Here is a 20,856-nt window from a genome sequence, read left to right on the forward strand (position 1 = left end):
TATCTAATACATCAAATGTTATGCTGAATAAGAGCATTAAATTTCTCATAGAAAACAAACTTGTTGCCGTTCTACTATTCGCCCTATTTGTGGGTTGGGGCGTGGTCAACGCACCCTTTAATTGGGAAACGGGCTTTTTACCTACAGACCCAGTTGCCGTTGATGCCATACCGGATATTGGCGAGAACCAGCAAATTGTTTTTACCAAGTGGCAAGGTCGCTCGCCACAGGACATTGAAGACCAAATCACATATCCTCTTACCACTTCGCTTCTCGGTATTCCAGGTGTGAAAACCATTCGTAGTTCGTCTATGTTTGGATTTTCAAGCATCTATATCATTTTTGAAGAAGACATCGAGTTCTACTGGTCACGCAGTCGCATACTTGAAAAACTGAACTCACTTCCTGCAAACCTATTACCTGATGGTGTCAATCCATCATTAGGACCAGATGCCACGGGTCTCGGACAGATTTTTTGGTACACGCTGGAAGGTCGTGATAAAGACGGCAACGTAACTGGCGGATGGGATTTACAGGAATTGCGTAGCATACAGGATTACTATGTGAAATATGGATTGTCATCGGCAAGTGGTGTTTCTGAAGTAGCTTCCATTGGTGGCTATGTTCAGGAATACCAAGTGGACATTGACCCAGAAAAAATGCGCCAGTACAACGTGAGTATGGGCGATGTGGTTAAAGCCGTCAAACAGAGCAATCAAGATATAGGGGCACAGACTCTCGAAATCAATCAAGCGGAATACCTCGTACGCGGATTGGGTTACGTCAAGTCCATAGCAGATATTGAAAATGCAGTTGTAGATTCTGAAAATTTCACTTCCATCCGCATCAAAGATGTGGCTAACGTCCATTTGGGGCCTGCTACCAGACGTGGTATTCTCGATAAGGAAGGGGCCGAAGTCGTAGGTGGTGTCGTAGTCGCTCGCTACGGTGCAAATCCGTTGGAAGTTATCAATAATGTCAAGGCGCAAATTGCCGAAATAAGCTCTGGACTTCCCACAAAAACTTTATCAGATGGTCGCATTTCGCAAGTTACCATTGTACCATTTTATGACCGGACAGAACTCATACAAGAAACGCTGGGAACGCTCAATGAAGCACTCACTTTGGAAATCCTAATTACCATTTTGGTCATTATTATAATGGTTTTCAATCTGCGTGCATCCATCCTTATTTCAGGGTTGTTACCCGTAGCCGTTTTGATGGTTTTCATCACGATGAAGCTCTTTAATGTAGATGCAAATATCGTCGCACTTTCAGGTATTGCCATTGCCATCGGTACAATGGTGGACGTGGGCGTGATACTCGCCGAAAATATGATACGGCACTTGGAAGATGAAAAGCTGCGCCTTAATGAAAACGGTAAAGAATACACCACAAACGAAATCATCTACAACGCAACTGCCGAAGTCTCTGGTGCTATTCTAACAGCAGTTTTAACAACAATAATCAGTTTCCTGCCCGTATTTACAATGATTGGTGCCGAAGGAAAACTATTCCGTCCGCTTGCCTTTACCAAAACAATGGCACTCACGGCATCACTCATCATTGCGCTATTTCTCATCCCACCCATTGCGGCATTTCTTTTCCGTAAGACGAATTTGCGTGAACGGACACAGTACGTCATCAATGGCTTACTTGTTTTATTGGGAATTCTCGCCATCGTTTACGGCTTTTGGTTGGGGCTAATTCTAATTGCCTTTGCCATAACATCACTTTTAAAGATGCGTGGTACGCTTTCGCGAAATCGAGCTGGCGAGATTCACGACCAACGAGAGAGCGTAGCGGTAAAGCGTAAAAACCTTCTGGACATCATCATTTCATCGGTTGCCATCGTATTCTTGCTCGCTACCTACTGGCGACCGTTAGGCTTTGACCGAAGTATTGTGATGAACTTGTTATTTGTTTCCATTATCTGTTTTGGACTGCTTGGTGTGTTCTCGATTTTCAGGATATACTATGAGCGTATTTTGCGATGGGCACTTCAGAACCGATATCTATTCTTAATCGTTCCGGCTACGGTGCTCACGTTGGGTATCATTATTATGCGAAATACGGGCAAAGAGTTTATGCCAGCGCTGAATGAAGGCTCTTTCCTGCTGATGCCTACATCCTTACCACACGCTGGTGTGGAAGAAAACAAGCGAGTCTTACAACAGCTCGATATGGCGGTGGCGAGCATCCCTGAAATTGAAACCGTAGTAGGAAAAGCAGGACGAACGGAAAGCGCACTCGACCCAGCACCACTCTCGATGTATGAGAATGTCATTCAGTATAAATCTGAATATATGCGGAATAGTTCAGGCGAGCGACAACGCTATAAGGTCAATGACGATGGATTGTTTGTACTGAAGAACGACAAATTTATTATTAACCCAAATAATGAGATAGACGAAGATGTCAATTATGACAAAGCATCGCTCAAGACTACCGCTACACGCGAAGAGTTGATTGAAGATGAAAACGGCGAGTATTACCGAAACTGGCGACCAGACATCGAGAGTCCAGATGATATTTGGAACGAGATAGTTCGAGTAACCAAACTACCAGGCGTGACATCTGCACCCAAGTTGCAACCCATCGAAACACGATTGGTAATGCTACAAACGGGAATGCGAGCACCTATGGGTATCAAGGTAAAAGGTCCCGATTTAAAGTCCATAGAAAATTTTGGACTGCAACTGGAAGACATCTTGAAACAAGCCGAAGGCGTTAAAGAACAAGCTGTCTTTGCAGACCGTATCGTGGGCAAACCCTACTTGCTCATCGATATTAAGCGAGACCAATTGGCTCGATATGGCATATCCATTATGGACGTGCAGGAAATCCTTCAAGTGGCCGTGGGCGGTATGCCACTAACGCAAACCGTGGAAGGCCGTGAACGCTACGCCGTGCGTGTCCGCTATCCAAGAGAATTACGGGCAAATCCAGACGACTTGCGTAATATCTATGTTCCTGTTGAAAAAGGAAGTCCTGTACCGCTTGGCGAATTGGTAGATATTCGCTACGAGCAAGGACCACAGGTCATTAAGAGTGAAGACACTTTTCTTATTGGCTACGTGCTGTTTGATAAACTCGATGGCTTTGCAGAAGTGGATGTGGTCGAAAATGCCCAAGCGCTGATTCAAGAAAATATTGATAACGGTTCGCTGGTCGTGCCACAGGGCGTGAGCTATCGCTTTACAGGAACGTATGAAAACCAGTTGCGAGCAGAAAAAACGCTGTCGGTTGTTGTACCACTTTGCTTGCTTGTCATTTTCTTGATTTTGTATTTCCAGTTCAGGTCGGTTTCTACATCGCTTATGGTGTTTACTGCAATCGCCGTGGCCTTTGCGGGTGGGTTTATAATGATATGGTTGTACGGACAAGATTGGTTTTTCAACTTCAGTTTTTTCGGCGAAAATCTTCGGGACTTGTTCAATATGAAGACCATCAATTTAAGTGTCGCCGTTTGGGTAGGTTTTATTGCCCTATTTGGTATTGCTACAGATGATGGTGTAGTTATGGCGACTTATTTAGACCAATCTTTCAAAAGCAACGAACCAGACAATAAAAAAAGTATAAGACTCGCCACTTTGGAAGCCGCAGGTAAACGCATTCGTCCGTGTTTGATGACTACCGTAACAACGGTGCTGGCACTACTTCCCGTACTCACATCCACAGGCAAGGGAAGCGATATAATGATACCGATGGCGATACCCATTTTTGGCGGAATGATAATCGACGTTACGTCTTATTTCCTATTACCAGTTTTATACAGCTGGAAAAAGGAATACCAACTTAAAAGAGCAAACAGATGAAAAAATTAAAATATATACTCGTGTTTTTGTTTGTTTCCGCTTTCGCGAAAGCGCAACAATTACAATCCTATATTCAGGAAGCCGAAGCGAACAATCCAGAAATTCAAGCCTTTGAATTGCGGTACAACATCGCCGAAGAAAAGGTAAACGAAGCCAACTGGATTCCCAATACCGAAGTAAGTGCCGGCTACTTTGTGAGCGAGCCAGAAACCAGAGTGGGCGCACAACGTGCACGGATAGGTGTAAAACAGATGTTGCCGTGGTTTGGTACTATTACAGCTCGTGAAAATTATGCCACCGCAATGGCAGATGCCGAATATGTGGACATCACGATTGCAAAGCGCAAGCTCGCACTTTCGGTCGCACAATCCTATTATAGCCTGTATTCTATACGTGCCAAGCAAGCTGTGCTTGATGAAAATATACAGCTATTGCAAACCTATGAGCAACTTGCGCTCACATCTGTAGAAGTGGGTAAAGCGAGTGCCGTAGATGTGTTGCGACTTCAAATACGGCAAAATGAGTTACAGCAACAAAAGGAAGTGCTGGAAGAAGAATTTACAGCAGAACAAACGGCTTTCAACAACTTGCTCAACCGCGAATCAATGATGACGGTTGACGTCGTTCCAGAAATGGAAATTCCACAGGAAGACCCGTTTTATAGTAATGAAGCGCTGGCGCTCAATCCTGAACTGCTCAAATACGATAAACTTTATGAATCTGTGGCACAATCTGAACTACTCAACCAGCGTGAAAGCTTACCTATGATTGGTTTTGGTGTGGACTACTTGCCTGTAACAGAACGTAGCGATGTCAATTTTAGCGATAATGGGAAAGATATATTGATGCCAATGGTTTCGGTATCCATTCCCATTTTTAACAACCGTTACAAATCCATTTCAAGGCAAAATGAACTGCGCCAGCAAGAAATAGAAACCCAACGGGAACAGCGATTGAATGTGCTGGAATCCGCTTTCGCGAAAGCGCAATCACAACGCAACCAAGCGCGCATCGCTTACAATACACAAGAGCGCAACTTAAAACAAGCCCAAGATGCCGAGGAAATTCTGGTAAAAAATTATGAAACGGGCACTATCGATTTTAACGATGTGCTGGACATTCAGGAATTGCAGTTGAAGTTTCAGATGAATCAAATCGAGTCGGTGCAAATGTACTATGTACAATCGGCCATTATTAACTATCTAATCAATTAATTATGGTCAAGGATTTTTACATAAAAAATATGGTTTGTGATAGATGTATCAAGGTGCTCAAATCTGAAATTGAATTGCAGGGCATTGAACTAAAAGAAATTGAATTGGGACGTGTAAAACTTGACATCAAGAACGACGATGAGCGATATGCTTTTAAGGAAATTCTGAGTAATAACGGCTTCGCAATTATCGATTCTGCTGAGGATACACTAACTGAGCAGGTGAAAATTATTCTTATAAAAATGATGGAAAATCTACCCATCCAACTAAGCGACAAATTATCTAAGCACCTATCAGAAAAATTACATCAAGACTATTCAAAAATCAGTAAGGTATTCTCATTCACACAAGGAAATACCATTGAAAAATACTTCATTAAACTGAAAATCGAAAAGGTCAAGGAACTCATACAAACACAGGAAAAGAATTTTACCGAGATAAGTCAACTATTGGATTATAGCCATATCAATCATTTGAGTAGACAATTTAAGACCGAAACAGGAATGAGCTTAACGACCTATAAAAAGCAACAGCAAAATTTTAGGAATTCATTAGACCAAATTTTATAGATAAGAACCAAGATTATGACACAACTCGCTGAAAAACAGCTTTAATTTTGGTAAAAATTAAAAATAAATATGAAAAAACTACTAATATTCTTCTTAATACTATTTGGATTTGCAGTGCAAGCACAAAAACCAGACAATCCTTTTGTGGCCAACAAATCCGAAGAAAATGTTGATAATTGGCCAGAACGTGTCTATGATTTAACTATTGATTATGAGACTGTAAACTACACGGGTAAAGATGTAAAAGCGATGACCTTTAATGGTAGTATTCCTGGTCCAACTTTAGAATTTAATGAAGGGGAATTTGCTATTATTAACGTAACCAATAAAATGGATGTAGAAACATCTGTGCACTGGCACGGTTTAATACTTCCACATTTTTACGATGGTGTACCTTATCTAAATACACCACCTATTAAGCCAGGCGAAACTCAACAGTACAAATTTGCGCTCAAACAATCTGGAACTTATTGGTATCATTCACATACGGGATTGCAAGAGCAACGAGGTGTTTATGGCTCAATTCAAATCAATCCTAAAGAGACCACATTAGAGTATGATAAAGATTTGGTACTCGTACTTTCGGACTGGATGGATGAAAATCCTAAAACACAACTCCGTAACTTAAAACGAGGTAATGAATGGTACCTCATTAAGAAAAATCAAGTACAAAGTTGGGATAAAGTAATCGCCAGAGGTGCTGTTGGAGCTAAGTTGAAAATGATGTGGCAACGTATGCCAGATATGGCTATACTTGACAATTACTACGATTATTTTTTTATAAATGGAAAACCTGAACAGAACTATCCTGATTTTAAACCTGGTGAAAAGGTAAGGGTACGTTTTGTAAATGCAGCTGCTGCCACTTATTTCTGGCTTACATTCGGTGGCGAAGACCCTACGCTAGTAGCAGCGGATGGGTTAGATGTTGTTCCTGTACCACACAATAAAACATTAATCGGAGTTGCCGAAACATATGACTTTATAGTAACTATTCCAGAAAGCGGAAAGCTGGAAATCCTTGCAACTTCACAAGACGGTTCTGGTAAAGCATCTACCTTTTTAGGAACAGGCAATACATTGAAAGCTCCAGAAGTTCCTAGACCTGATTTGATTAAACAGATGCAAGAGATGATGTCAATGGATATGAAAATGGGAGCCCCAGCAGTTAAGTTCAACCCTTCAAAAAATGATAGTATTGAAAAAATGAAGAAATACGCAATGAAGATGGATGGAATGCAAATGGATGGAATGAATATGAAAGATGACAAAATGCAGATGGATGGGATGCAGAAAGATAAAGATTCCATCAAAATGAAAGACAACGGTATGGCTCATCAGGATATGAAAATGAAAGACGATAAGATGCAAATGGATGGTGGAATGAAAATGGGCTATATGGTTCCAAAAGACAAAGTGATAGGTGATAATATGAAAACAGGTGGTAATCCTGAATTTAATTATCACTATTTAAAAGCGCCAGAAAGTACCGAATTTGAGGAAGACAGACCTACACGTGAGATGCTATTTAACCTAACTGGTAATATGAACCGATATGTATGGTCAATAAACGGAGTACCACTTTCAGAAACCGATAAAATAAAAATCAATCAGGGAGAAGTTGTACGAATAACGCTTAACAATATGACAATGATGCACCACCCAATGCATCTACACGGACACTTTTTTAGGGTACTTAATGAAAATGGTGAGCGCAGTCCATTAAAACACACGGTTAATGTTGCACCGATGCAAAAGGTAGTCATTGAGTTTGCTGCGGATGAAAAGGGTGATTGGTATTTTCATTGTCACGTTCTATATCACGTAAACAGTGGTATGGCTAGAATTTTTAGCTACGATACACCACGAGATGAACGATTAGAAGGATATCCTTTGACCAATCTTACCAATGAGGCAAATCATATGTTCACTTGGGGAGAAGTCACTGGGGCAAGCCATATGACAGAATTATATTATACGGCAACGAACATTCGTAATCAGTTTACCTTAAGAGGAGAATATGGCTGGAATGAAAATTTAGAAGCAGAGTTTACATACGAGCGTTGGCTCAATAGTTATTTCAGGGTTTTTGGAGGTGTAAATGTTGAAAACGAAGGCGTGGATAGCCTTGAAGAAATATCTACCACAGGTGTCGTAGGTGTTCGTTATTTGCTTCCACTTCTAATCGATTCCGATTTACGGATTGATAACAAGTTACGTCCTACTATCTCTTTTGCGACAGCGACTATGATATTTAGAAATGTTGCCCTTTATGGTGAGTATGAATACCAAATGGATTTTGGTTGGGTAAATGACTTTGAAGAAGGGACTGATTTTGAAGAAGAAACGACTTGGCAAGTAGGACTTGAATATGTACTGAGTAGAGATTTCTCTTTAATGGGAAGCTATGACAACCGTTTTGGATGGGGTGGCGGACTTTCATTAAGATTTTAAAACAATAATTAACTTAAATAAACAACAAAGATGAAAAAAGTAAAAAGAACACTAGGTATGATGGCACTTGCTGCTACAACGGTACTAACGGTTTCCTGCAAAGATGTAAACAAGAACGAACCGGCTGCACCTATGAGTAATGAGATGCATCAAGAGTCTATCGATGACAAAGACGATATGGCGATGAATGACAACCAAGATGCAAAAGCAGAAGCAATCTTGAATGACTATTTCAACTTAAAAGATGCTCTTGTAGGCGATGACAATGACAAAGCAAAACAACTGGGCGCCACGCTGGCAAGCACTTTAGGCAGTTTTGATGCATCGAGCTATTCAGATAGTGAGCAACAAGAACTCAAGGATATTATGGAAGACGCAATTGAACACGCAGAACACATTTCAGAAAGTGATATGGCACACCAACGTGAGCACTTTAAGATATTAAGCAAGGATGTTACCGATATGGTTGCCATTACTGGAACAGAGATGAAGATATACGAGCAATTCTGCCCTATGTATAATAATAATGAGGGTGGTGCTTGGCTTAGTATGAACGAAGAAATTAGAAACCCCTATTTCGGTGACAAAATGTTGAAATGCGGTAAAGTACAGCGAGAAATCAACTAATTGAAGTTTTTAAAAATCATAGCGTGGCTTGCCCTTGTGGCATTGATAGTGATTCAGTTCTTTCCAATAATTCTGAACGAGAGCGATTATGTACCGCAAAGTGATTTTATGGTCGAAAATCAAGTGCCTGCAACGATAAAAAATCGGTTGCAGGTTTCTTGCTACGATTGCCACAGTAATAATACAGATTATCCGTGGTATAGTAAGATACAGCCTGCGGCTTGGTTTCTGGAAGATCACATACAAGAAGGTAAGGACGAACTTAATTTTAATGAATGGGCAACATATTCAGACCGGCGAAAGAATAGTAAACTTCGGTCTATCATAAGCCAAATTGAAGAAGATAAAATGCCCTTGGATTCTTATACACTCATTCATAAAGATGCAATTCTTTCAGATGAATATAAGAGGATGATAATAGATTATATGACAGCGTTAAAAGACAGTTTGGAATAAAGTCCTGATATGGGAAGGGAAAGTTGATGGTTGGTTAGTTAGTAGCCCTTCCCTTGTCAGGCACAATAAAAAATATTAGAAAAATGAATAATGATATAAATGAATTTGAGTAAAAATTCTTAAAAATAAACAGGATGAATGCACTTAGAAAAACTACAATATTCGCATTAATTATAATAGCAACAAGCCAAGTGTTCGGACAAGATACAAACACAGAAAAGCAAGCGGTGCTTAAAGTAATGAAAACCTACAAAGATGCGCTACAAAACTTGACAACCGAAGGTACTTTTGACTTATTTACAGAAGATTCCGAGGTTTTTGAATCTGGTGGTGTTGAAGGCACCTATGCCCACTATATAGAACATCATTTGGGTCCAGAATTGGGGCATTTCAAGAAGTTTGAATTTTCAGATTATGAAATTGATGCAGAAGTAGATTTGCCCTATGCGTTTACTACCGAAACTTATGTCTACACCATAGTTCTCAATCCCGATGATAAAGGCAATACTCGAACCATAAAGAAAAAAGGGGTGGCGACTTCTATCCTTAAGAAGATAGAGGAAAAATGGCAGATAGTAAAAACACATTCATCATCCAGAAATGTTAAATAATTTTTAGCCAATCATAAAATGACACACACCTATCACATACACGGAATGACCTGCAATGGTTGCCGAAACCACGTCGAACAGACGCTTTCCAAAATAGAAGGTGTTACTAATGCATCTGTCAATTTAGAAAAAGCCGAAGCGATCATCGAAATGCAAGCACATATTCCCATCGAAAAATTTCAAGAGGCTCTAAAAGCGGACGGTGGGCAATACAGCATCCATCAAAATGGGGAACATCATCATACCCACGATAAGAAGCAAGTTGATAAACCTAAAGGCAAAGGAACAGGAACATTTTACTGTCCGATGCATTGCGAGGGCTACAAGACTTACGACAGACCAGGCGATTGTCCTGTTTGCGGAATGGATTTGGTCGAAGAAGTGAATTTAGCGACTACTTCTGATACTCAATATACCTGCCCGATGCACCCAGAAATTATTAAGGACGAACCGGGAAGCTGTCCAATTTGTGGAATGGATTTAGTTCCTATGAAACCCGATTTATCCGCAGAAGAAAAGACCTATAAAAAACTGCTTAAAAAGTTCTGGATAGCGGTCGCTTTCACATTGCCCATTTTTATCATTGCAATGTCCGAAATGCTGCCCAACAACCCCTTATATGATGTTTTAGAATTAAAATATTGGAACTGGATTCAATTTGCGCTTTCTATTCCTGTGGTATTCTACGCTACTTGGATGTTCTTTGAACGTGCCTACCGCAGTATAAAGACGTGGAACTTAAATATGTTTACGCTTATCGGTATCGGTGCTGGCGTTGCTTGGCTCTTCAGCGTGTTCGGGATGCTCGTACCCGATTTTTTCCCTGACCAATTCAAGACCGAAGCCGGTACGGTTCACGTCTATTTTGAGGCTGCTACGGTGATTCTAACTTTGGTTCTACTTGGTCAAGTCCTCGAAGCTCGTGCGCATAGCAAGACCAATTCCGCAGTCAAGGAACTTTTAAAATTGGCACCTAACAAGGCTATAAAGGTAGTTGATGGGGAAGAACAGGAAGTGGCCATCGATGAAATTGAATTGGGCGATATCCTACGTGTGAAGCCGGGCGATAAGATTCCTGTGGATGGCGTTATTACCGAAGGCGAAACTTCCATCGATGAATCGATGATTACAGGCGAACCCATTCCTGTAAACAAATCAGTAGATGATAAAGTAAGTAGCGGAACTATCAACGGCAATCAGTCCTTCTTGATGAAAGCTGAAAAGGTGGGGTCTGACACCCTGTTATCACAGATTATACAGATGGTTAATGATGCCAGTCGAAGCCGTGCACCCATCCAAAAGTTGGCCGATACCGTTTCGGGATATTTCGTGCCAATCGTGGTCATCATCGCTGCTGTGACATTCGGCGTTTGGGCGATTTGGGGCCCAGAGCCAGCCTATGTTTATGCCTTGGTTAATGCGATTGCCGTATTAATTATCGCCTGTCCGTGTGCTTTGGGGCTTGCGACACCTATGTCCGTAATGGTCGGTGTTGGTAAAGGCGCACAAAATGGGGTGCTTATCAAGAATGCTGAAGCCCTTGAGAAAATGGATAAGGTAGATACTCTCATTGTCGATAAGACCGGAACGATAACCGAAGGAAAACCTACAGTTGAGAAAGTGGGTTCTTTTGAGAAGGGTTTTACCGAAACCGAAGTACTACAATACATTGTTTCCTTGAACAGCCAAAGTGAACATCCGCTGGCGGAAGCCACCGTAAAATATGGAAAAGAACAAAACGCAGAGTTTTTAAAAGCAGATGGATTTAACGCAGTAACTGGAAAAGGCGTTGAAGGTGAAGTTAACAATAAAGAAGTGGCTTTAGGTAACGCCAAAATGATGGAACAGGCAAATGCTACACTTACCGAAGCTATGGAAAACGAGGCACAATCCTACCAAAAACAAGGGAAAACGGTTTCCTATCTCGCTGTAGAAGGTCAAGTTGTAGGCTACGTCGTTATCGGCGACAAAATCAAGGAAACAAGTGCAAAAGCTATCAAGGATTTGCAGAATAAGGGAATTGCGGTCATTATGCTTACTGGTGATAATCACGACACCGCCCAAGCTGTCGCAGATGAGCTTAACCTTGCCGATTTTCAAGCAAGTATGCTACCAGAAAACAAATTGCAGGAAGTCGAGAAATTACAAGAGCAAGGCAAGGTGGTTGCAATGGCAGGCGATGGTATCAATGATGCACCTGCACTCGCTAAAAGTGATGTAGGTATCGCAATGGGAACAGGTACGGATGTTGCCATTGAAAGTGCAGCCATTACATTGGTGAAAGGCGATTTACACGGTATTGTAAAGGCAAGAAATCTAAGTGATGCAGTAATGCGCAATATCAAACAAAACCTCTTTTTTGCAATGATTTATAACACGCTGGGTATCCCTATTGCAGCAGGACTACTGTATCCGTTTTTTGGAATACTCTTATCGCCAATGATTGCGGCTTTGGCGATGAGCTTCAGTTCGGTATCGGTAATTGCCAACTCATTACGTCTAAAAAGTAAAAACATATAATCTAACTAATTAAATACTTATGAAATATAAAATTTTGATAATCCTATTGGTAGTTGCTGTCAGCGGATGTAAAAACGAAGAAAAGAATAATACCAAAATAGAGATAGAGCACAATCATACCCAGAGTGAACCTAAATCTGAGAACAAAAAAACCCTTAGTCCACATACATCGGCAATGGCGATGATAGGCGATACACATATCCATATAGATTATTCGTCGCCAGGCGTAAGGGATAGAATTATTTTCGGTGGACTGTTGGCTTACGACCAAGTCTGGCAGGCTGGTGCCCATATGGCTACTTGGCTTGAAACAAATAAGGATTTAGAAATTGACGGTAAAGAATTGAAAGCCGGGAAATATGGGTTTTTTGTAATTCCGAATCAAGAAGAATGGACTGTCATTTTCAACAGGAATTGGAACCAACACGGTAAGGACGACTATAATGAAAATGATGATGTATTACGATTTAAAGTGACACCTAAAATTTCCGAAGAAATTAAAGAACATTTAGAGTATAACGTAAACAAAACAACTGAGACTTCCGGAACAATATCAATGAGTTGGGAAAAAGTCACGATTGAATTTCCTTTTGAAATAAAGTAAAATGGTGAACAGAAAAACAGCGAAATGGATTAGAAAAGCGCACCGCTATTTGGGTATCTTTTTAGGGATTCAGTTTCTGATGTGGACGATTAGTGGGATGTATTTCAGCTGGACAGACATCGACGAGATACACGGCGACCATTTTAAGAAAGAAGCACCTTTAAAGACTACATTTAATGATTTGCTCGGCACATCCCAACTTGCTACTAAAGAACCCGTACAATCTTTGGAATTACTGGAAATAGCCAATGAACCTTATTATTGGATTAATGAAGCACAGCTTTATAACGCAAGAACGGGACAAATGAAAAACGGAATTTCTAAAGAAGAGGCACAACAAGTTGCAAATAGGTATATGTTGAACGATTTAGAAATAGCAAAAATTCAATTAGTCGATTCTGTAGGGCCACATCACGAATATCGAGGTCGCCCACTTCCAGCTTATGAAATCTCGTATGAGACACCACAAAATTTAAAAGCCTATGTGGCGGTTGAAAATGGCGCTTTTCAAACGGTGAGACACAGAGACTGGCGCTGGTTTGATTTTCTATGGATGACCCATACAATGGATTATCAGGGAAGGGATAATTTCAACACGTTGTTGTTAAGGGCATTTTCACTTTTGGGATTGATAACTGTCTTAAGCGGTTTCGTTTTGTGGTATATCAGTTCCCCATCAATCAGAAAACTAAAAAAGAAAATCAAATAATTAGTAACAAATAAAACCAAAAATTATGAATTCAAACGAACACGAAAACAAGAACAAAGGAATGAGCCAATACACTAAATTCTTCCTTATGCTAGGGTCATCATTTATAGCAATGTACATCACAATGTATTTAAATACCTACGAGTTTGACCACGTGTGGTTCAGTCTTACACGATTTTATATGGTGTGTTTAGGAATAGCTACTATGGCTGTTATTATGTTGTTATTTATGTTGAATATGTATAAAGACAAGAAAAAGAATATTGCAATTCTCGCAGGTAGTGTTATATTGTTTTTGGGAGCATTAGGACTAGTACGCGACCAAAAATCCACTGTGGGCGACGTACTGTGGATGAAAGCAATGATACCGCACCATTCTATAGCAATTTTAACAAGTGAGCGTGCAGATATTAAAGACCCAGAAGTAAAAAAACTGGCAGAAGACATTATTAAGGCACAACGTAAGGAAATTGCAGAGATGAAAGCAATGATTGAACGTCTAGAAAACGAAAAATAAGATTATGAATAAGAACATTTTATATATAGCAATAGCCCTAATAATAGGTCTGGGCGCAGGCTGGCTCATTTTTGGAAACGGGTCAAGTGATACTATGGCAAACAAGGATATATCCGAGATGTCTGATCAACACGACCACTCTGGCGAGAGTGCAGACCAGATGTGGACGTGCTCAATGCATCCACAGATTATGCAACCAGAAGCTGGCGATTGTCCTATATGTGGGATGGACTTAATCCCTGCAGAAGCTGGTGCAGAAGGTCTCGCTGCAAACGAGATAAAAATGACTGAAAACGCAATGGCGTTGGCAAATATTCAAACCACTATCGTGGGCAATGCAGAAGCCAGCGATGATGATGGGATGATATCCCTTTCTGGAAAAATAGCTGCTAATGAAGAAAACAATACTGTGCAAGCCAGCTATTTCAAAGGAAGAATAGAAAGACTCAACGTCAACTATGAAGGTCAACAAGTAAATCGTGGTCAGCTGCTCGCAACCATTTACGCACCAGACCTTGTAGCGGCACAACAGGAATTGATTACCGCAGCATCGTTGAAAGAATCGCAACCCGCTTTGTATAAAGCAGTTCGCAATAAACTCAAAAACTGGAAACTTTCAGATACACAAATCAATGCTATTGAAGAAAGTGGAACGGTACGAGAGAATTTCCCGATTTATGCAACGGTTTCCGGAACGGTTTCAGAAGTAATGGCAGCACAAGGCGATTATGTAAATCAAGGACAGCCTATTGTGAAGTTGAGCAACCTCAATTCGGTTTGGGCAGAATTTGATGCCTATGAAAATCAAATAGCGCAATTCAACATTGGGCAAAAAATCAACATCACGACCAATGCCTATCCTAACAAGGAATTTGAAGGAACTATTTCATTCATCGACCCTATTCTAAATAATGCGACACGCACGGTAACGGTACGTGCAACCCTTCAAAATAGAGACAACCTGTTTAAACCAGGAATGTTTGTGACGGGCAAGGTTAAAGGCGCAACGCAAACTATGGAAAATACCCTTACCGTACCTGCAAGTGCTGTACTATGGACGGGCGAGCGCTCATTGGTATATGTTAAAACCAATCCTAACGAGCCTGTGTTTGAAATGCGCGAAGTGACCTTGGGCAATCGCTCTGGCGAAACTTACCAAGTATCTTCCGGATTAAATAATGGCGATGAAATTGTTACCAATGGAACGTTCACGGTAGATGCAGCAGCACAATTACAGGGTAAAAAATCAATGATGAATCAGCAAATGATGCAGGACGAATCAGCAATGATGGGCGATATGGAAATGAGTTTCAGTAATGCGTTTAGTTCTGATTTCAACAAAGCATTACCATCATATCTCAAAATGAAAGATGCCCTTGTAGCAAGCGATGCAAGTCAAGTTTCCGCTTTCGCGAAAGCGACATCAGAAAAATTAAAAGCAATATCGACTGATGATTTAGGTACGATGGAAAAACAACATTTAACCAAAAGTATTGAGATGCTGGATGCCATTGCAAACAATGACATTCTGGAAAATCAGCGTTCTCACTTCGTCATTCTAAACGAGAATATCGTGCCTATTGCAATGAGCATAGAAAACTCGACAAATTATTACATTCAGAAATGCCCTATGGCAAATAACAATAAAGGTGCGGTATGGTTAAGTATGGAAGAAGAAATAAGAAATCCATACTATGGCGATGCAATGTTGACTTGCGGAAGTTTAATTGATTCGTTGTAAAAACCCTTTGCAACTCAATTGCATCATTATTCTTTTATCTTTGTAATATATATGAAAGCATTTTGTTCTATATCAATGGCAATCTTATTCCTTTTTCAAGGGGCTACAGCCAATATGGAAATATGTGAACAAATAGAGAAGTTTTCACATTTTTTATCGCATTACCAAATGCATAAAGAGTATGGTGGAGATACGTTTTATGAATATGTAGTAGAGGTAGTTTTCAATGATGAGTCTGATAACAAAGACCATCACGATGGCTCGTACGACGATAGTGCGCCTGTACATTCACATCATCAATGCTGTTATCCTACAGTTTTTTTAACGCCTTCTAACGCATTAACCATAAAGCCACTTCTCTTTGAAAAAAGGGTGACATATTCATATTATTCTTTTCAATTCAATTCCAGATATCTGGAATCTCTTTTCCAACCACCTCGGGCATAATTCAGTTTTAATAGGATAACTATATCCTTTTTGAAGTTTTCCTAACAGGAATACTCAACTATGTTTTTGCTTTTGCGAAAGCGTAAAGTCATTTATTAACTGAATTAATTTTCTAATCTATGATTAACAAAATCATTGATTTTTCAATCAATAACAAATTTATTATTGGCTTGTTTACCTTGACTCTTGTGGGTGTCGGTATCTGGTCAATGGCAACGGTAAATCTTGGGTCTGTGCCAGATATTACCAATAATCAAGTGCAAGTCATCACGCAATCGCCCAATCTGGGAACGGAAGATATTGAACAGTTCGTGACCTATCCTGTAGAATTATCTATGGGTAATTTACCGGGCGTTACCGAAATAAGATCTATCTCACGTTTCGGACTCTCTGTAGTAACCATCGTTTTTGAGGACGATATGGGGACTTATCTTCCTAGACAACTGGTAGGGGAAAAACTCAACGAACTTGGAGAATCTATACCTGAAAAATTTGGAAGTCCTTCGATGGGACCTATTTCCACAGGATTAGGTCAAATTTATGAATACACCATTCAGCCAGGGAAAGGATTTGAAAACAGATATTCGCCTATGGAACTGCGTACCGTACAGGACTGGGTTATCAAACGACAACTTACTTTACTGGAAGGTGTGGTAGAAGTTAACTCATATGGTGGTAGCATTAAGCAGTACGAAGTTGCCGTCGATCCAGAAAAGTTAAATAGTATGGGCATCAGCATTTCACAAGTGTATGATGCTCTTGCTATGAACAATGTCAATACAGGTGGTGCCTATATTGAGAAAAATAAAATGTCAAACTTCATAAGAGGCGAAGGTCTTATTCGCTCTTTGGAAGACATCAAGAATATCTCGATTATCAACGAAGGCAACATTCCCATAACAATTGGAGATGTAGCAACGCGTGTCCATTTTGGGAGTCAGGTACGTTATGGTGCATTTACCCAAGACGGTAAGGAAGCCGTGGGCGGTATGATTATGATGCTCAAGGGTTCTAATCCTAATGCAGTTATTCAAAATGTAAAGGATCGTATGGCAGAAATTGAAAAATCCCTGCCAGAAGGTTTAACGATCGCCCCTATAATTGATCGTAGTGAGCTTATTGCCAGAACTACAGATACGGTTAAAACTAATTTACTGGAAGGTGCTCTTATAGTGATTTTTGCCCTTGTGTTATTGCTGGGTAGTTTAAGAGGTGGAATCATAACAGCCACGACCATACCCTTGTCCTTACTTTTTGCCTTTATCCTGATGAAGCAGTTTAATGTATGGGCAAACTTAATGAGCTTGGGAGCTATTGATTTTGGGATTATCATAGATGGTGCGGTAATTATTATAGAAGGAACGGTTTATGAGATCCAAAAACGAATTAGGTCTGGCAAGCTAAAATTCAATCAAGGAGTGATGGATAAAGTAGCTTATGATGCAGGAAGCACGATGATGGGTTCCGCTTTTTTTGGACAGATAATTATCCTCATCGTTTTTACGCCTATACTTTTTCTAACTGGTGTAGAAGGTAAAATGTTTAAACCTATGGCATACACCTTTGGCTTTGCAATGATAGGTGCCATCATCTTGTGTCTCACGTATGTGCCTATGATGGCAGCGCTTTTTATGAAACCAGTACAAAATACCAAAAACTGGTTCGGCAGGTTTGAGCGCTGGCTCGAAAAAATAAGTGATAAAATTATAGGTGCTATTCATAGTGCATATATGCCATTATTAAAGGGAGCCCTTAAACTAAAACTTATTGTTTTATCAGCTGCTGCCGTATTACTTCTTATTGCTGGTTTTATCTTTTCTAATATGGGTGGAGAATTTGTGCCCCAGCTTGATGAAGGAGATCTAGCAATGCAAGCACTCATTAGACCAGGAAGTTCATTATCCGAATCTATTGAAGTTTCCAAGAAAATAGAAACTATCCTATTAGAAAATTTCCCTGAAATTAAAACAGTCACAGCTCGTATAGGTGTTGCAGATATTCCTACCGATCCTATGCCTATGGATATTGCAGATATGTACATCATCCTAAACAAGGATATGGACCAGTGGACAACAGCTACTACTAAAGAAGGTTTGATAGATGCCATTAGAGACAAATTAGATGAAGAACTCGTAGGTGTGAATTTAGTCTTTACACAACCAGTAGAGTTACGATTTAACGAGCTGTTAGAAGGTGTAAGAGAAGATATTGCGGTAAAGCTGTATGGCGAAGATTTAGAGGTGTTATCACAAAAGGTTCAGGAAATGGCAGCGATTATACAGACCGTTCCTGGCGCTGGTGATGTGAGTGCAGAACGAACTGCAGGATTACCACAGATGACCGTAAAATATAAGCGTGATAAAATGGCGCAATATGGACTGGATATTCAAAAAGTAAATGATTACATAAGTACCGCATTCGCTGGGGGAACCGCAGGAGTAATTTTTGAAGGCGAGAAACGATTTGATCTCGTGGTACGATTTGATGAAAGCCATAGAAAAAGTATCGATGACCTACGCAATATGTATATCGATCTTAAGGATGGCAATCAGATACCCATTATCGAAATAGCCGAAATTGAATACGTCCCTGGACCTATGCAAATTTCACGTGACAATACGTATAGAAGAACCTACGTAGGTGTAAATGCAAGAGGCAGGGATGTGGAGTCTGTAGTAAAAGATATTCAGCAAAAATTAGATGAAGAACTGGACTTGCCATCAGGCTATTATATTACCTATGGTGGCGAGTTTGAAAATCTACAAAGCGCAAAGGATCGTTTGATAATCGTTGTGCCCATCGCCCTGTTTTTAATATTTATACTGCTGTACTTTGCCTTAAAATCCTTTTCACAATCGCTAATGATTTACATAGCGATTCCCTTGGCGGCCATCGGTGGTGTGTTTGCCCTATGGTTGCGGGATATGCCATTTAGTATTTCGGCAGGTGTCGGCTTTATTGTGCTATTTGGTGTTGCAGTTCTTAACGGACTGGTACTTATAAACCGATTTAATTCCTTAAAAGAAGAAGGTGTGATAAGTATAAAGGATAGAATATTTAAAGGGACTAAAGAACGTATTCGTCCCATTATGCTCACGGCTACTACAGATATCTTTGGCTTTTTACCTATGGCGTTTTCCACATCTGCCGGTGCAGAGGTGCAGCAACCACTAGCTACAGTGGTCATCGGTGGAATGCTTACAGCTACGCTACTCACGTTGGTCGTTCTTCCCGTGCTCTATACGTTTATAGAAAAGAGACGCGAGCGCAAAGAGCAGAATAAGATTGGTTCGTTTAATCCGCAAGCGTTGACTACAATTTTGATACTTGGTTTTATGTTAGGTGGTACCGCTTCGGCATCTGCCCAGAGAGCAGTCGAAGGGAGAGCGCAACAATCACAAGCACCTGTGCAAGATCTCATTGCTAAGGACAGCATCACGCCCATCACATTATCACGAGCTGTAGAAATTGCCAAAGAAAATTATCCTGTACTCAAAGCAAGCCAGCTCGAAATCGAAAGACAGAATGCACTCACAGGCAATGCCTACGACTATGGTAGTACACAGGTCTTTACGGGTGGCGAAGAAGTGGCAGATGGTCAGGGTATTTATACCTTGATAGGTATCGGTCAACAAAATATTGATCTACTGGGAATAGGTGCTAAAAAACGTTTGCAACAACAACGCATCCAGTTAGCCGAAACAGCTCTTGACCTTTCGGAAATCCAGATAGAACGGGAAGTCAAAAAGGCCTGGTCAGAAGCTTTTCAGGCAAAGAAGAAGTTTGTTTTGTACCGAGAACTGGACAGCATTTATGATCAGTTTGCACAATCTGTAGAACTCAATTATGAAGTGGAAGCCATTTCAAGACTGGAATATGCTGCTGCGCGCAATCAAGCACTACAAATTAACAATAAGTTTCAGCAGGCAGAAACAGACTATTTCATCGCCTTGCAAAAGCTCAACCTTTGGTTGACACCAGATGCGATGTACGGCGTTTCTGATGAATTGGGAGCTAGTGAAATTTCAATTTTAGAGTCTAATAATACATTGAATGATCATCCTGAGTTATCGCTTTCGCGAAAGCGTATAGACGAAGCACAAGCAAGCTATGACGCAGCAAGGGCAAATTTACTGCCCCAGTTTAATCTGCAAGGTGGTCTGCAACGAGTAAATGGCGATAGCGGTTTCTACACCTATCAAGCGGGCATTACCGTTCCGCTGTTTTCTGGCCCAGACCGCAGCCGTGCAAAAGCTGCAAAACTGGATGCACAGATTGCAGAAACCAATGCAGCCTATAAACAGCGTGAGTTACAATCTGAATATACACAAGCGATGCAAAATTATGTGCGATGGCGGGACACTTGGTTTTTCTATAAAACTGAAGCGCTGCCGCTTGCCATAGACCAGCGAAAGGGCGCGTTGCTGGCATATAAAGAAGGAGCGCTGGACTATGCGGCATTCACACAAATAATCAGGGATGCCATCCAGACTGAAATGGATGCGCTGGACGCACTCGATAATTATTTAATAGCCTTGTTTGAACTACAATATTTCCAAAACTAAAAAG

14 protein-coding genes are annotated in these 20,856 nt (G+C 40.6%); all 14 read left to right on the top strand.

The features are described from left to right. Positions 1 to 20 precede the first annotated feature (20 nt). The 14 genes from I5168_RS12805 to I5168_RS12870 all read left to right on the top strand — a co-directional run bounded on the left by I5168_RS12805 (position 21) and on the right by I5168_RS12870 (position 20,852). Positions 21 to 3,818: an efflux RND transporter permease subunit gene (locus I5168_RS12805; protein ID WP_105018636.1), complete on the top strand. Its 3,798-nt coding sequence runs from the start codon at positions 21 to 23 to the stop codon at positions 3,816 to 3,818. After that, positions 3,815 to 5,032, top strand: a complete 1,218-nt coding sequence (locus tag I5168_RS12810; protein ID WP_105018635.1) for a TolC family protein — start codon at positions 3,815 to 3,817, stop codon at positions 5,030 to 5,032. Before I5168_RS12805 ends, I5168_RS12810 begins: the two co-directional genes overlap by 4 nt. Positions 5,033 to 5,034: 2 nt before the next feature. Further along, a complete protein-coding gene (locus tag I5168_RS12815; protein ID WP_105018634.1) occupies positions 5,035 to 5,601 on the top strand; it encodes a helix-turn-helix domain-containing protein in 567 nt (188 codons plus the stop codon). A 69-nt stretch (positions 5,602 to 5,670) separates the two neighbouring features. Further along, a complete protein-coding gene (locus tag I5168_RS12820; RefSeq protein WP_431472036.1) occupies positions 5,671 to 8,055 on the top strand; it encodes a multicopper oxidase domain-containing protein in 2,385 nt (794 codons plus the stop codon). Between the two features lie 30 nt (positions 8,056 to 8,085). Further along, positions 8,086 to 8,682, top strand: a complete 597-nt coding sequence (locus I5168_RS12825) for a DUF3347 domain-containing protein (RefSeq protein WP_105018633.1) — start codon at positions 8,086 to 8,088, stop codon at positions 8,680 to 8,682. Next, on the top strand, positions 8,683 to 9,138 hold the full coding sequence (locus I5168_RS12830) for a heme-binding domain-containing protein (RefSeq protein WP_105018632.1): 456 nt from the start codon (positions 8,683 to 8,685) through the stop codon (positions 9,136 to 9,138). 239 nt (positions 9,139 to 9,377) lie between these two features. Continuing rightward, on the top strand, positions 9,378 to 9,749 hold the full coding sequence (locus I5168_RS12835; protein ID WP_240919370.1) for a nuclear transport factor 2 family protein: 372 nt from the start codon (positions 9,378 to 9,380) through the stop codon (positions 9,747 to 9,749). A gap of 18 nt (positions 9,750 to 9,767) precedes the next feature. Beyond that, positions 9,768 to 12,269 (top strand): heavy metal translocating P-type ATPase, encoded by a 2,502-nt coding sequence (locus tag I5168_RS12840; protein WP_431472037.1) that lies wholly within the window; start codon positions 9,768 to 9,770, stop codon positions 12,267 to 12,269. Between the two features lie 19 nt (positions 12,270 to 12,288). Further along, positions 12,289 to 12,873 carry a DUF2911 domain-containing protein gene (locus tag I5168_RS12845; RefSeq protein ID WP_105018629.1) on the top strand — a complete coding sequence of 195 codons (585 nt, stop codon included), beginning with the start codon at positions 12,289 to 12,291 and terminating at the stop codon, positions 12,871 to 12,873. 1 nt (position 12,874) lies between these two features. Beyond that, a complete protein-coding gene (locus I5168_RS12850; RefSeq protein WP_105018628.1) occupies positions 12,875 to 13,582 on the top strand; it encodes a PepSY domain-containing protein in 708 nt (235 codons plus the stop codon). A gap of 25 nt (positions 13,583 to 13,607) precedes the next feature. Next, positions 13,608 to 14,099 (top strand): DUF305 domain-containing protein, encoded by a 492-nt coding sequence (locus I5168_RS12855; RefSeq protein WP_174270037.1) that lies wholly within the window; start codon positions 13,608 to 13,610, stop codon positions 14,097 to 14,099. A gap of 4 nt (positions 14,100 to 14,103) precedes the next feature. Further along, complete coding sequence (locus tag I5168_RS12860; RefSeq protein ID WP_105018627.1) at positions 14,104 to 15,840, top strand: efflux RND transporter periplasmic adaptor subunit; 1,737 nt, start codon at positions 14,104 to 14,106, stop codon at positions 15,838 to 15,840. 75 nt (positions 15,841 to 15,915) lie between these two features. Continuing rightward, complete coding sequence (locus I5168_RS12865) at positions 15,916 to 16,287, top strand: hypothetical protein (protein ID WP_105018626.1); 372 nt, start codon at positions 15,916 to 15,918, stop codon at positions 16,285 to 16,287. Between the two features lie 119 nt (positions 16,288 to 16,406). Then, positions 16,407 to 20,852, top strand: coding sequence for a CusA/CzcA family heavy metal efflux RND transporter (locus tag I5168_RS12870; protein WP_431472038.1), 4,446 nt, complete (start codon positions 16,407 to 16,409; stop codon positions 20,850 to 20,852). Positions 20,853 to 20,856: the final 4 nt, after the last annotated feature.

Origin of the sequence: Nonlabens sp. SCSIO 43208, assembly GCF_050703575.1 — a bacterium.
Classification (GTDB): Bacteria; Bacteroidota; Bacteroidia; order Flavobacteriales; family Flavobacteriaceae; genus Nonlabens; species Nonlabens tegetincola.